The organism is Burkholderia sp. 572 (genome assembly GCF_040545135.1).
Taxonomy (GTDB): domain Bacteria; phylum Pseudomonadota; class Gammaproteobacteria; order Burkholderiales; family Burkholderiaceae; genus Burkholderia; species Burkholderia cepacia.
The window spans coordinates 1-14839 of sequence record NZ_JBEPLH010000033.1; the positions used below are offsets into that span (position 1 = coordinate 1).

8 protein-coding genes are annotated in these 14839 nt (G+C 68.5%); 5 read left to right on the top strand and 3 right to left on the bottom strand.

Features of this window, described 5'->3' with window-relative positions; translation table 11 throughout:
* From ABIC51_RS36890 to ABIC51_RS36900, 3 genes are all read left to right on the top strand, one after another.
* On the top strand, positions 1-867 hold an 867-nt coding region (locus tag ABIC51_RS36890; RefSeq protein ID WP_354006959.1), incomplete at its 5' end, for an AMP-binding enzyme.
* A gap of 185 nt (positions 868-1052) precedes the next feature.
* Positions 1053-2123, top strand: a complete 1071-nt coding sequence (locus ABIC51_RS36895) for a porin (RefSeq protein ID WP_059697108.1) — start codon at positions 1053-1055, stop codon at positions 2121-2123.
* A gap of 268 nt (positions 2124-2391) precedes the next feature.
* Complete coding sequence (locus ABIC51_RS36900) at positions 2392-3798, top strand: methyl-accepting chemotaxis protein (protein ID WP_354006960.1); 1407 nt, start codon at positions 2392-2394, stop codon at positions 3796-3798.
* 30 nt (positions 3799-3828) lie between these two features.
* Here the strand turns inward: ABIC51_RS36900 and pbpC are convergent, their stop codons facing one another.
* Both pbpC and ABIC51_RS36910 read right to left on the bottom strand, forming a co-directional pair.
* Positions 3829-6240, bottom strand: a complete 2412-nt coding sequence (pbpC, locus tag ABIC51_RS36905) for a penicillin-binding protein 1C (protein WP_175901117.1) — start codon at positions 6238-6240, stop codon at positions 3829-3831.
* 45 nt (positions 6241-6285) lie between these two features.
* Entirely contained in the window at positions 6286-12282 is a 5997-nt protein-coding gene (locus ABIC51_RS36910) for an MG2 domain-containing protein (protein ID WP_334054455.1), read from the bottom strand.
* A 12-nt stretch (positions 12283-12294) separates the two neighbouring features.
* Here ABIC51_RS36910 and ABIC51_RS36915 point away from each other — a divergent pair, with 12 nt between their 5' ends.
* Both ABIC51_RS36915 and ABIC51_RS36920 read left to right on the top strand, forming a co-directional pair.
* Positions 12295-12579, top strand: a complete 285-nt coding sequence (locus ABIC51_RS36915) for a hypothetical protein (protein ID WP_124536427.1) — start codon at positions 12295-12297, stop codon at positions 12577-12579.
* An 11-nt stretch (positions 12580-12590) separates the two neighbouring features.
* Positions 12591-13844, top strand: coding sequence for a lipoprotein-releasing ABC transporter permease subunit (locus ABIC51_RS36920; protein WP_226129429.1), 1254 nt, complete (start codon positions 12591-12593; stop codon positions 13842-13844).
* Between the two features lie 33 nt (positions 13845-13877).
* Here the strand turns inward: ABIC51_RS36920 and ABIC51_RS36925 are convergent, their stop codons facing one another.
* Positions 13878-14693 carry a hypothetical protein gene (locus ABIC51_RS36925; RefSeq protein ID WP_060373067.1) on the bottom strand — a complete coding sequence of 272 codons (816 nt, stop codon included), beginning with the start codon at positions 14691-14693 and terminating at the stop codon, positions 13878-13880.
* Positions 14694-14839: the final 146 nt, after the last annotated feature.

Genomic DNA, 14839 nt, shown 5'->3' on the forward strand with positions numbered 1-14839 from the left:
GCCGCCGAGGCCGACGACAAGGTGCATCCGAAGAGCTACGACCTGTCGAGCCTGCGCATCATCGGCACGGTCGGCGAGCCGATCAATCCGGAAGCGTGGATGTGGTATCACAAGCACGTCGGCCAGGAGCGCTGCCCGATCGTCGATACGTGGTGGCAGACCGAGACGGGCGGCCACATGATCACGCCGCTGCCGGGCGCGACGCCGACCGTGCCCGGTTCGTGCACGCTGCCGCTGCCGGGCATCATGGCCGCGGTGGTCGACGAAACCGGCCAGGACGTGCCGAACGGGCAAGGCGGCATTCTCGTCGTCAAGCGCCCGTGGCCGGCGATGATCCGCACGATCTGGGGCGACCCGGAACGCTTCAAGAAGAGCTATTACCCCGAGGAACTCGGCGGCACGCTCTATCTCGCCGGCGACGGCACCGTGCGCGACAAGGACACCGGCTACTTCACGATCATGGGCCGGATCGACGACGTGCTGAACGTGTCGGGCCACCGGCTCGGCACGATGGAGATCGAATCGGCGCTGGTCTCGCACGAGCTGGTGGCCGAGGCGGCCGTGGTCGGCCGTCCTGACGACACGACGGGCGAGGCGGTGGTCGCGTTCGTGGTGCTCAAGCGTGCGCGTCCGGAAGGCGAGGAGGCCGCGGCGCTCGCCAAGACGCTGCGCGACTGGGTCGGCAAGCAGATCGGGCCGATCGCGAAGCCGAAGGACATCCGCTTCGGCGACAACCTGCCGAAGACGCGCTCGGGCAAGATCATGCGACGCCTGCTGCGCTCGCTCGCCAAGGGCGAAGCGATCACGCAGGACACGTCCACGCTCGAGAACCCGGCCATCCTCGACCAGTTGAACCGTTCGCTGTAACACCGCCCGCCCGGGCGGAGCGTTTCGCTTCGTCTCGGTGCCGGGATGCGGTCGCATTCCGGCCCTCGCGAAGCACCGCCGTGCGTTCCCCGACGGCACGGCCTGCAGGCGGCACGCGTCGATTCCGCCGCCGCAATATTAATTAGCTATACGTATTACAACATTCAACAAAACGGAGACAGACGATGAAGATCACGACACGGACGATTTGCGCGGCGCTGCTCGGCGCGGCGGCGAGCACGAGCGTTTTCGCGCAGAGCAGCGTCACGCTGTACGGCGACCTCGACGCCGCGTTGCTTTACACGAGCCGGTCGCTCGACTCGGCGACCGGCGGCAATGCGGGCCGCCAGTTCGCGCTGACCGATACCGGCATGACGCCGACCAACTTCGGCTTGACGGGTACCGAGGATCTCGGCGGCGGGCTGCACGCGAAATTCAAGCTCGAGAGCGGCTTCAACATCACCGACGGGGCGTTCGGCCATTCGAACGGCAACTTCTTCGGCCGCCAGGCGTGGGTCGGGATCGACGGCGGGTTCGGCGAAACGAAGATCGGCCTGCAGTTCTCGCCGTTCGTGCTCGCGGTGCTCGGATCGGACCCGCGCAACGTTTCGCACTTCGGCGCCGCGCTGATCCCGTACGTCGACAACGTGCTCGTCACCGGCCTCTTCAACCCGAATGCGATTTCGTACACGAGCCCGACGATCGCCGGGCTCACGGGCAGCGCGATGTTCGGCTTCGGCGGAAAAGCCGGGGACTTCCAGGCGGGACGCCAGTATTCCGGCAGCCTCACGTATGCGAATGGCGGCTTCATGCTCAACGCGGCGCTCTACGACGGCAACGGCGGCACGTCGCCGACGCCGGTATCGAGCACGGTCGCGTTCGTCGGCCGCACGATCGGCACCGCCTACACGTTCGGGCCCGTGACCGGCAAGGCGTCGTTCACGAGCTACAAGGTTGCCGGTTCGTTCAGCAACAACGTGTACAGCGCCGGCCTCGACTATCGCGTCACGCCGGCCCTCGACCTGAACACCGGCGCGTGGTACACGATCGATCGCAACGATTCGCACAATCATTCGCTGCTCGCCGCCATCGGCGCCGACTACAGCCTGTCGAAGCGAACGGGCCTGTACGCGCAGGTCGGTGTCGTCAACAACCACGGCGCGATGAATACGGGCCTCGGCATCACGGGCGGCGCGCTGTTCGGGTTGCCGGGCACGACGGTCGGCGTCAACGCCGGCATCCACCACGTGTTCTGACGCGGCGCGACGCGTCCGGCCGGACGGGCAGCCCGCGTGCGCCCGTCCGGCCCGGTGCCGGAACACGGCCGCCGCAAACGCCGCAAAAAGCAGCAAAAGCCATGAACGGCGGGCAACGCGCGGCACCGGCCGGACGATCCGCCATCCCGATCCCGGTCTCGATGTTTACCCGACCTCAAGTCCGTGCCCTCGCTGCCGTCAAGACAGGAACGCACGCCCAGCATCCGCCGATGACCAGGCACGCGTCCCTTCAAGGAGACCCCGCAACGTGAACTTCTTCGGAATCGGCCGCGGCCACCGCTCGTCGCGCGCGCTCGTCGGCGACATCGCCGAGCAGGCCGGCAAGCTCGGCATCGAGATCTGCGACGTGTCGGGTCACGTCGAGGAAGTCGCGGCCCGCGTCGCCCGACAGGCGGAGGTCTGCCACACGCTGCGCGAATCGGCCGCCGTCACGTTGCGCGGCAACCACCGGATTGCCGAGGCCGCGCAGCAGGCGCGCGCCGTGAGCGCGAATGCGTCGGACGCGGTTCGCCAGTCGCAACAGACGATCGAGGCGTCGCTCGCCGACATCCACGGCCTCGTCGAAGGCGTCACGTCGATCGGCAACCAGATGGGTGCGCTGCGCGACGCGCTCGATCATGTACGGGCCGTGTCCGAGGAGATCTCCGTGATCGCGCGACAGACTCACCTGCTCGCGCTGAACGCCGCGATCGAGGCCGCACGCGCCGGCGATTCGGGCCGCAGCTTCGCCGTCGTCGCGGCCGAGGTCAAGAACCTGTCCGCGAAGACCGGACAGGCGACGGCCCAGATCGAGACGACCCTCGCGCGCCTCGCCGAGCAGACCGAACACCTGATCGCGGAAGGCACCGACAACGCCGCCCGCGCGCATCGCGTGCGCGAGGGCACGCGTACGATCGGCGAGGTCGTGCACGCGACCGGGCACGCGATCACCGAGCTCGCCGGCGAGGCCGAGCAGATCGCGTCGCTGACGGACGAAATCGAGACGCAATGCCACCGGCTCGACGAACAGGTCGGCGAGATGGCATCCGGCGTCGAGGATTCGAGCGACAACTTCTCGCAGGCCAAGGACCGGCTCGGCAACCTGCTCTCCGTCTCCGAGACGCTCATCGAACTCACGGCCGCGACCGGCATCGAATCGCCCGACACGCGCCTGATCGACACCGCGCGGCACACGGCCGCCGCGATCAGCAAGCTCTTCGAGGAAGCGGTCGGGCGCGGCGAGATCGCACTCGACGCGCTCTTCGACGCGCACTACGTGCCGATTCCCGGCACCGATCCGCAGCAGTTCATGACGCGCTTCACCGACTTCACCGACCGCGTGCTGCCGGCCATCCAGGAGCCGGTGCTCGGGATCGACGCACGCATCGTCTATTGCGCGAGCTTCGACCGGCAGTGCTACCTGCCGACCCACAACCGGAAATTCTCGCTGCCCCAGCGCGCGGACGCCGCGTGGAACGCCGCGAACTGCCGGAATCGCCGGATCTACACGGACCGCACGGCGCGCACCTCCGTGTCGCATACCAAGCCGTTCCTGCTGCAGACCTATCGGCGCGACATGGGCAACGGCAACTTCGCGTTGATGAAGGACGTTTCCGCTCCCATCGTCGTCGGCGGACGGCAATGGGGGGTGCTGCGGATCGGCTACAGCGTCTGAGTCCGGCCTGCACCGGCAGGCCGTCGTCCATTACTGTTCGAGCCCCACCGCCAGCGGCCGCTGATCGCCGCGGCCGTGATCGTCGACCACGCGCACCGTATAGCTGCCGGCCGTCCGCGGCTGCCAGAACAGCGCATCGCCCGGCACGCTGCGCCCGACGAACGCGTCGTTGACGAACCAGTACAGCGCATGCGCGCTCGCATCGGCCGTCGCGTTGAACGCGATGCGCGTCTCCTCCGTGCTCTTCACGCGCATCGCATACGTACTGCCGCGCAGCGGCGACGTGATGCGCGGCGGATCGCCGTCGACCTGCCCCGCGTCGCGGCACGCCGCGTTCTGCGGCGGCCGCCGGCGCGCAATGCCGGCCTGCACGAACACCTGCTGCAGATCCGACGGCCAGAACTCGAAGATCTCCGTATGCGTGCGCTTGCCGTCGTAAGGCGGGCACGCGGCCTTCCCCGTCGCGTCGTCGATCACGACCGGCCGGTGCACGGTGCTCACGCGGATCGGCGACGTGCCCGGAATGAACCACGTCCAGCCCTGCTGCGGGCACCACTCGTTCGGCAGGTCGCCGCTCGCGAGGCAGATCCGCACGCGCTTCAGGCGCGGCGGCACCGCGCGCGGCGGCTCGACGAGCGTGCGCTCGGCATTCAATGCGTCGACGACCTGGAAGAACAGCGGTGCGGCCGCGTCGACGCCGACGAACGCCGTATTGGTCGAGTTGTCGAAATTGCCGACCCACACGACCAGCACGTACGGGCCGAACACGCCGGCCGTCCACGCATCGCGGAACGACCACGACGTGCCGGTCTTCCAGTAGACGGGCACGCTCGACGGCTGCGCGCCGCTCGTTTCGTCGGGGCGCAGATGCTGGCGCAGCATGTCCATCGTCATGTAGCTCGCCTCCGCGCTCAACAAACGCCGGCCGGGCAGCGCCGGTTCGTCCGCGCGCAGCCGCAGCGGCCGGAATTCGCCGCGATTCGCGAGCATCGCGTAGAGGCCCGCGAGATCCTGCATCGTCACTTCGCCGCCGCCGAGCACGAGCGCGAGCCCGTAGTGCTGCGCGCTCGCGAGCCGGCGCACGCCGGCTTCCTGCAGGAACCGGTACAGGTCGGGCGACTTGAGCTGCGACGCGACCCACACGGCCGGCACGTTGCGGCTGCGGTTCAGCGCGTCGGTCGCGGTGATCGGCCCGAGAAAATGCCCGTCGAAATTCTCCGGCGCATACGGGCCGAACGCGGTCGGCACGTCGCGCAGCACCGTTTGCGGATGCAGCACGCCCTGGTCGAAACCGAGCGCATAGATGAACGGCTTGAGCGTCGAGCCCGGCGAGCGCCGCGCGAGCGTGCCGTTCACCTGCCCGTCGATCGTGCGGTCGAAGAAGTTCGCGGAACCGACCAGCGCCTTCACGCCCATGTCGCGCGTATCGACGAGGATGGCCGCCGCATTGCGCACGCCGCGCGTGTCGTTGCGCGCGACATAACGCGCGATCTGCCGTTCGAGCGTGCGCTGCAGGTCGAGATCGAGCGTCGTCACGAGCCGCGCACCGCCGTCGCTGCCGTCCGGCGCACCGCCCGAGGCCGTGCGCCACGCGCTGCGTGCGGCGAGCGCCTGGTCGACCGCGTGCGGCGCATCGAAAGGCAGGGCCGACAAGGGCCGCATCGCCAGCGGCAACGCGAACAGCGGCTTGAGCGACGCATCGCCCGGATGCTTCGTCAGCCAGCGCGCATACAGCCGGTTGCGCGACGCGGCCAGCGCACGGTTGATCTCGTCCTGCCCGCCGCGCACGCGCCGCGCCGGGTCCTGCGGAATCACCGCGAGCGCGAGCGCCTCGGGCAGCGTCAGCGCATCGGGCATCCGGTCGAAATACACGACGCTCGCGGTGCCCGCGCCTTCGACGTTGCGGCCGTAAGGCGCATCGTTCAGATAGGCTTCGAGGATCTGCCGTTTCGAATAGAAGAGTTCGAGCTGCACCGCGCGCGCAACCTGCTCGAGCTTGCCTGCCGGCGTGCGCGTGTTCAGCCGCCACAGCGAGCGCGCGAGCTGCATCGTCAGCGTCGAGCCGCCCTGCGGATTGCCGCCGCGCACATACGTGATCCACGCACCGCGCGCGAGGCCGTACGGGTTGAAGCCGGGATGCCAGCGGAACCAGCGGTCCTCGTGCAGCATCACGGCCTCGACGAGCTGCGGCGACATCCGGTCGAGCGGCACCCACAGGCGGTAGCGGTCGTCCTTCGCCAGCGTGAGCCGCAACAAGCGGCCCTGTGCGTCGACCACCGCGACCGACGACGGCTTCCAGTCGCGCAGCGGCGGATGCGGCCACAGCCGGCACGCGGCCAGCGCACCAAATACGAGCAGCGCGCCGGCGATCCAGTTCTGCCAGCGATGCAGCCAGCGGCCGGCGCCGCGCAGCGCGCGCCGCAGCACCGGGGCGTCAGCCACGCGCGGGCGCTCCGCGCACCCGGCACGGCCGTTGCAGCCGCCTCGTCATCGCACGCGCTCCACGGTCAGCGCCGTGCCGCCGGGTGCCTGTGCCTGCACGCGGCGGTCGTACATCGACTCGCCGTAAGCCGGCGGCGCGACGAAGCGGCCCGCGTTGCTCGCCTTGATCCGGTAGACGAACTCGCGCACGTCCGTCGTCGCGGTGCCGTAGATCACCACGCGGTCCTCGCGCACGTCCGCGAACTGCGGCTGCCACGTGGAGCCCTTGACGCCGATCGGCGAACGCCACGGCGCATCGGCCACCGGCGCCGACGCTCCGCCGTCGCTGTCGCCGTCCTGCGTGTCGGCGACGGGCGGCGGCGCGATCACCGGATCGAAGCCGCCGGGCAGCAGGTCGACGATCGCGATGTTGCCGACGTTCGCCGGGCCCGTCGCGCGGATCTTCAGGTGCACGTCGATCTCCTGGCCGAGCGTGATTTTCCCGAGCGGCTTGCCGTCCGTGTCGGTGTAGTCGCGCACGATCTCCAGGCCATTCCTGATCGCCTTCGTCGACGTGCCGCGGTCGTAGCCCGACTGGCTCGCGATCCACCACGCGGGCAGCGTGCTGCCGTTCACGAAGTCGACGCGCGACGCACCGGCCGCCCACGTGCCCGAGCGCACGAGGTTCGCCTGGATCGACGACACGTCCTTCGGCGCGGCGCCCGCGCGCACCTCGTCGATCGCGAGCTGGTCGAGCTGGCCCGCGCTCGACGCCGCATACGCATCGAGCGCGAGGATCGTCATCGCCGACGACAGCGTGTTGTAGCGGTTGTCGACGAGCGGCGCGGCGAGGTTGTCCATCGCCCGCGGCGACAGCTTGCGCACGCGCTCCGGGAAGTGCTTCGCGATCAGGTACAGCACGCTCGCGTCGCGCGTCAGCGGATCGAGGTAGTAGCCGGTCGCGTAACCGCCGTCGGACGCGCGCTTGCGCTCGAGCAGCGCCTGCGGGCCCGCGATCAGCGCCGCGGCCTCCTTGTCCTGCTTCAGCAGCTGGTACGACGCGGCAAGCCATGCGGCCGCGAGGTCGTTCTTCCAGTCGTTCGGATACGCGTCCTGCAGCCGCTTCTGCACGGCCGCGAGGCTGTTGGTCGTCACGTTGCCCTGGCGCGTCAGCAAGTACACCGCATAAGCGCGCTGGCGCAGCAGGTCGAGCGAGCCGAGCGAATCGTTCGCCGCGAGCTTCTGCAGATACTGGTTGCCCGCGTCGAGCATGTCCTTCGGCACGGCGATGCCGCGCTCGCGCGCGTCGAGCAGCACGTGCATCGCGTACGCGGACACGAACGGATCGGCGTCGGGCGTCGCGCTCCACAGGCCGAACCCGCCCTGCGCGTTCTGCCGGCCGCGCAGCACGCCGAGGAACTGCGCGATCGCCGCCGCGTTCGTCGTGTCGGCGCCGGCGTCGGTCGCATGCATCGCGCTCGTCAGCGCGCGCACCGACAGCCACTTCGCCGCGAACACGCGCGGCACGGCCGCGCTCACCATCTGCTCGCTGCAGTAGTGCTCGAAGTTGACGAGATACGACGCCACCCCTTCGGACAGCACGAGCGGCGCGGTCGAGATGCTCGCGTCGCGCGATGCATACGCGTCGTACATCGACCGCAGGTTCGGCACACTCGCCTTCTTGCCCGGGTCGAGCCGCGCGATGTCGAGCTGCGTGCGGAACGCGGCGGCCGGCCGCACCGACACGTCGACGCGCTGCTGCGCGCCCTTCGCGCCGTAGCGCGCACCGAACGACAGCGCGCCCGAGCCGAGCGTATCGGTCGCCTTCACGCGGAACATCGCGACGCCCTCGTGCTGCGGCGCGAGCGCGACGTTCTGCGTGGCCGGCCCGATCACCTGCAACTGCGGCCCCGTCTTCAGCGTGACCGCGACCGGCACCGGCTGGTTGCCGGCGCCCGTCAGGTTGTTCGAGACACCGACGCTGACGTCGGCCTCGTCACCCGGCGCGAGCGTCGTCGGCACGTTCGGCGACAGCACGAAGTCGCCGCGCACCGTCGTCGCGCCCTCGAACGTGCCGACCAGGTCCGGCGACACCGACACGGCCATCACGCGCAGCTTGCCGTTGAAATAGTCGGGCACGGTATAGCTCAGGCGCGTGTCGCCGTTCACGTCGACGATCCCCGACCAGTAGACGACCGGCTTGTCGCGCTTGCGCTTGAACGGGTTCAACTGACGGCCGATCGCATCGTCGGCGTCGCCGCCCGGCGCGGCCATCGCCATCAGCTTCTCGAAGTCCGGCAGGATCAGGTCGAGGATCTGCGACGTGCCGACTTCGAGCATCCGCTTGCGGAAGAAGAACTTCAGCGGATCGCCGAGCTTGTAGCGCGCGACCTGCAGGATGCCCTCGTCGACGGCGAACACGACGACCTTCGCGGGCTTCGCCGAATGCACGGTGAAATTCACCGTGTCGCCGGGTTTCACGAGCGCCGGCGCGTCGACCGACAGCGCGTTGCGGCGCGCATCGAGGTTCACCGAGAACGGCACGACGCCGTAGCTCAGCGGGCTCATGAAGATTTCATCGGACGACGGATCGCGGATGTACTGCACGTTGATGTAACCGTTGCCCTCGAAACCGGCCGGCACCGTGATGTGCTGGATCGAGCTCGTCGTGTCCGCATGGAACCATGCGTGCGCATACACCTTGTCGCGCTCGATCGTGATCAGGCCGCTGCCCGCGTAAGGCGCGCGGATCGCGATCTCGACCTGCTCGCCCGGCTTGTAGTCGTGCTTCGCGAGGCTCACCTGCAGCTCCGCGTTGCGGTCGAGCGAACGCGTGACGTTCGCGTCGCCCGTGACCGAATACTCGATCCGGTTCACCGCGGCGCCGTCCGCGTCGCGGATCACGAGCGCATAGCTGCCCGGCTTGTCGGTGCGCAGCGTGAAGTCGAGCCCGGCCGCCGGAATCGTCAGCGGCTTCTCGTCGACGGGCACCTCCTTCAGCCGCGAATCGTATTTGTATGCGCCGGAATCCTGCTTGGTCAGCACCGACACGTAGCGCTCCTCGACCAACTGCGCGCGCAGGCCCTTCACGTCGATCGCCTTCGCGTTCGGATCGATCGCGACGAGCCGCACCGTGCGCGGGCTGCCGCGCTTCACGTAGCCGAGATCGTCGACGGACTTGTAGCCGACGAGCCAGTCGTTGTTCGACACGAGCGTCTGCGCGTTCGCGGCGACGTTGCGCCCCCCTTCCGCTTCATAGGCCTTCGCCTGGAAGTAGAGCTGGTAGGTCGAGTCCGCGTACTTGTCGAGATCGAGGTCGAATTCGGCATGGCCGTGCTCGTCGGTCGTGCCGTCCTGCAGCGTCGTCGTGTAGCCCTCCTTCGCGCGGCGCGCGTCGAAGAAGTGATAACCCTGCCAGCTGCGGAACGACGGCCACACCGGGCGCAGCGTCAGCGTCGCCGCGACGCGACGCTTCTCCGCCGGCGTGCCGAACAGGTTCTGCGCGTCGACGACACCCTTCAGCCCCTTCGGCTTCACCCATCCTTCGACGACCTGCTGCGACAGCTTCGCGTCGACCTTCATGCGGTCCGGCAGGAACTCCTTCACCTGCACCGTCGTGCTGCCGATCGGCTCCGCGCCGGGCTGGCCGTCCTTGACGATGTACAGGTTGACCGTCCACGTGCCGGTCGGCGCCGTTTCGGCCGTCGTATAGCCGAGCTCGGTGAAGCCCGTCGCATCGACCGTCACCGGCTTGCGCTCGACCGTGATCCCGCGCGGGTCGACGATCTCCGCCTGCAGCGGCACGCCGGCCGGGCTGCGCGCCCAGCTCGCGGCACGCACGATCAGGCCGACGTGGAACGGATCGCCGGGCCGGTACAGGCCGCGATCCGAGAACAGGTACGCGGACAGTTGCCCCTGGCCCGTCGCATTGCGCTCGCCGTCGACGTCGAAACGCGAGAAGTCGAGCTGGCGATCGCGGCCGGCCACCGGCAGGAACGACAGGTCGGTGTCCTTCTTCACGACGTACAGCTGCGGCCGCTTCTCGCGGTCGAGCCCCTTGAACGCCGGGAAATGCACGATGCCGTCGGCGCCCGTCGTCTGCGTGAACAGCGCCTGGCCGTTCACCGCGAGCACCGATACCGTTGCGCCCGCAACCGGACGGCCATTGCGGATCGACTGGACGAACACGTCCTGGCTGCCGTCGAGCGCCTTCTTGACCAGCATCCCGAGATCGGTCACGACGATCAGGCGCGTATCGCCGAGCGCGCTGTCGCTGTCGTTGTCGTTTCCGCTGCTGTCGCCCGAGTCGGCGTTGTCGGACTGATCCTGGCTGCCGTCGCCGGACGATGCATCGCCGTCCTTCGCGTCGTCGGCCTTTTTCTTCTCGGCGGCCGGATCGTACTTCGTCAGGTGCAGCAGGAACACGCCGCGCTTGCCGCCCTTCAGGTACTGGCCGAGATCGATGCCTTCGTAATGCGCCTTGCCGGGTTCACCGGCCGGGAATGCGCGCGTCTGCACGAAGCGCTCGACGATGTGATCCTCGCTGAACGAATACGACAGCTCGGGCCGCGCGTACGTGCCGTTGTTGAAGCTCACGAGATGCTGGAGCTGGTCGGGCAGCACGCGGCCGATCTCGACCTTCATCCCCGGCAGGTTGCGCGACACGACCGACAACCGCTTGCTGCCGCTCATCGACAGCAGCGAACCGTCGGCCATGAAGCGCAGCAGCTTCGGATAGTCCGGCACCGTGAACGCGGTCGTCACGGGCTTGCCGAGCAGGTAGCCGCCGGCCGACTTCAGGTCGCCCTCGAACCGCACGACGACGCGCTCGCCCGGCGTCGCGTGGTACTTGAAGCTCTGCAGCGTCGCGAAATCGTTCTCGGTGGGTACCGCCTCGAGCGGCAGCGGCTTCGACTGCTTCAGCACCGCATCGCTGACGTCGGCCACGTTCCATTCGTACGGCGGATCGTCGTCCGCCTGGTCGACGCCCGGCTTGCGCTTCGGCAGCACCCACGCCTTCGCGCGCGCCACGAGATCGGCGCTGCGCACGCCGTCGGACGCTTCCGCGACGAGCACCTGCTCGGGCTCGTAGCGCTCGTTGTCGACGAGCGTCGGCGCGATGTTGTCGATCGACAGGCTGTAGAGCCCCGGCACGTCGACCGATGCGTGCAGCACGTCGGGCGTGCCGTTGCCGCCGCGCGCGCTCTTCACGCCCTTGTCGACGTCGAGCCGTGCGACCAGCGGATCGCGCGGAATCTCGAGCGGCTGCGAATACACCCACGCGCTCGTCTTCATCTTGTCGTAGTTGACCGTGTAGCGCAGCGGCGTCGCATTCTTGCCGTCGCGGCCGACCAGCACGAGGCCGATGCGCTTCTCGAATTCGGCCGGATCGACCGGATAGTTGAAGCGCAGCTGCAGCAGCGCCTGTTTCTCCGCCGGATTGTCGGGATTCTGGTAGAACTCGTTGTTGCCGAACGTGGCGGCAAACGCGGGCACATCGAACGCGAAGCGGTCGTCGTGCATCGTCACCTGCGGCGCGAACACCCGGTGCACCGCGAAACGCACCTCGACGTGCGCGCCGACCGGCCAGTCGGCCGCCGGCGTGAAGCGCAGCGTCTTGTCGTCGACCCACGCCCACGCGCCCTTGAGCGCGGGCGTCATCTCGATGCCCTCTCCGGCCGGCTTGCCGACCTGCTCGATCGGCGCGGCCGATTGCGAGAACACGACGTCGAGCGGATGCACGGTGATCTTCGGCTTGTCGCTGTCGTCCACCTCATAGGTGGTGATCGGCGGCGCCTTCACGGTGAACGTGACGGTCTCGGGCTCCGGCGGCTTCGGCCGATGCTTGAACCAGTAACCGCCGTAGCCGAGCGCGGCCGCGAGCAGCACGATGCCGCCGGCGTGCCACGGGCGGCGGCGCACGGCCGCGGCGGTGATGCCCATCCACGCGGGCGCCGTCCACGACACGTCGCCGACCAGCGGCCGCAGCGCGCAGCCGAGCAGCCACCAGACGAAGCCCGCCACGCGAATCGGCAGGAGCAGCAGGAAGCGCAGCAAATCCATGTTGTTATTTCCTTGTTCAAGGACGTGCGGCCGGCTTCGGCGGCGTTCCCCGAGATTTATTGGTCTGTGACGGCGCGGCCCTGGTTGCGCCGGAATGCTTGGAATGTTGTGTTCGACCGGATGCTGGCCGCCATTATCGATCAGACCCGAAACGATGGAAATATCGGTGTGCCGGCGCGCAACGCCGGCCGTCGACCGTCCGGTCGGGCGGGATTTCGGCTCGCCGCCCCAACCGCTGCGCGCACCCGCGCCGCGTTCGCTAGAATGCGCGGCTCGGCACGAATCGAATCGAAATGAAAGGAATCCGCTTGAAACTCCCGTTCGAATGGCAGATCGGGCTGCGCTACGCGCGCGGCGGCCGGCGCTCGGCCGGCGACGGCTTCGTGTCGTTCATTGCCGGCGCGGCGATGGCCGGCATCGCGCTCGGCGTCGCGGCACTGATCGTCGTGCTGTCGGTGATGAACGGTTTCCGGACCGAAGTGCGCGACCGGATGCTGTCGGTGCTCGCGCACGTGGAAATCTTCTCGCCCACCGGCGCGATGCCCGACTGGCGGCTCACCGCGCACGAATCGCTGCGGAATCCGGCGGTGCGCGCCGTCGCGCCCTACGTGGACGCGCAGGCGCTGCTGACGAACGCGGGCAGCGTGACGGGCGTCGCGCTGCGCGGCATCGACCCCGTGCTCGAGCCGCGCGTGTCCGAGATCGCGCGCAAGCCGAAGACGGGGCGGCTCGACGCGCTCGTGCCGGGCGGGATGGGCATCGTGCTCGGCTCGGCGCTGGCCGACGCGCTGCACGTGAAGATCGGCGACCGGATCACGTTCTTCGCGCCCGGCAACACCGCGCGCATCGGCGGCGCGCTGCCGCAGTTCCGGCAGTTCAACGTGGTCGGCACGTTCGAGTCGGGCCACTACCAGTACGACAGCGCGCTCGCATACATCCATATCCGCGACGCGCAGACGCTGTTCAACGTGCGCGCGCCGACCGGCATCCGGCTGCGCCTCGACGACCTGCAGCGCGCGCCCGACGTCGCGCTGGAACTGTCGCGCTCGCTGTCGGGCGATCTCTACATCCGCGACTGGACGCGGCAGAACCGCACGTGGTTCGAGGCCGAGCGGCTGCAAAAGCGCATGCTGTCGCTGATCCTGATGCTGATCGTCGCGGTCGCCGCGTTCAACCTCGTGTCGTCGCTCGTGATGACCGTCACGCAGAAGCAGGGCGACATCGCGATCCTGCGCACGCTCGGCGCGCCGCCGGGGTCGATCATGAAGATCTTCGCGATCCAGGGGATGACGATCGGCCTCACCGGCACGCTGGCGGGCGTCGCGCTCGGCTGCGGGATCGCGGTGAGCATCCCGTGGGTGCTGCCGGCGGTCGAGCAGTTGCTCGGCATCCACTTCCTGACGCCGTCCGTGTATTTCCTCAGTTCGCTGCCGTCGAAGCTCGCGGCGATCGACGTGATCGAGATCGCCGCGGCCGCGTTCCTGATGTCGTGCGTCGCGACGCTCTACCCGAGCTGGCGCGCCGCGCGGGTACGGCCGGCCGAAGCACTGCGCGACGAATAGGCGCGCGGCGCTTCGGCGCGGCGTGGTGCGCCGTCATGCCGTCTCGTGAAAACCGACGCTGTGGGTGCCGTTCAGGATGTCCTCGAACGCGTTCCCGAAGCCGACGTCGATCAGGCCCGCACGCCTGCCGTACGTCTTCTGCCCCGACTCGTCGCTGACGAAGATCGCCGCGCCCGACGACAACTGACGATCGGTATCCAGCAGCGCGAGCGTGCCGCGCGCGCTGCCGGCCGACTCGTCGAAGTTCAGCCGCGTGCCGTCCTGCGTGGTGAAATGCCCGCCGACCTCCTCGAATTTCCGGTTGCGCGCGACGGACGCATTCATCTCCTTCATGAAGAGGAAGTCCGCGTCGGCGCGCTGGCTGGCCACCTTGCGATCGTCGTCGGAGAACGTGTCGCCCACCGCGGCGGCGCCCTGCTCGGCGAAGTCGACGGCCTGCTGGTGAAACTCGCGCGTCGCGAGCACGAGGCCCGCGTTCGCGTTCAGCGTCGACTCCACCCACGCGCGATCGCTCTCCGTCATCGTCTTCGACACGACCTTGATCCGGCCGTTGTCGGTCATGAAGTCGAACTTCGCGTCGGCCAGGTCCGGGCGCTTCGCGATGATCTCCTGCAGGCTCGTCGCGAGCTCGCTGGTGACGTCGCGCAGCTTCGTCGACAAGTCGCCCAGGATCGTCAACTGCTTCGTGCGCGCCGCCTGCATCGCTTCCGGGTCCAGCGCCCGGATCTCGAGCGGCGCGTCCTGCGGTTTCCCGGCCGCCGTGTCCGCCTGTCGACGCCCGTCGAGCGCGGCTTCCTGCACCATCTGCGCGAGCGTAAGGCCGCTCGCTGCCGTGACTGAAATCGTCATGCCCTCTCTCTCCTTTCAATCCGTTTTTTACCGTTTACGGACAAATTTCGCGGAAATTTAGACCGATCGCACATCGATCGCGAAGCACGTGCCAATACTTTGTTTGACTGAAACTAAAAAAGTTTGACACCAGGATTTCACTGAGA

Bases quoted from the DNA above. Each gene is read 5' to 3' on its own strand.
- ABIC51_RS36910 (WP_334054455.1), bottom strand. From the start codon at position 12,282: ATGGATTTGCTGCGCTTCCTGCTGCTCCTGCCGATTCGCGTGGCGGGC.
- ABIC51_RS36895 (WP_059697108.1), top strand. From the start codon at position 1,053: ATGAAGATCACGACACGGACGATTTGCGCGGCGCTGCTCGGCGCGGCG.
- ABIC51_RS36925 (WP_060373067.1), bottom strand. From the start codon at position 14,693: ATGACGATTTCAGTCACGGCAGCGAGCGGCCTTACGCTCGCGCAGATG.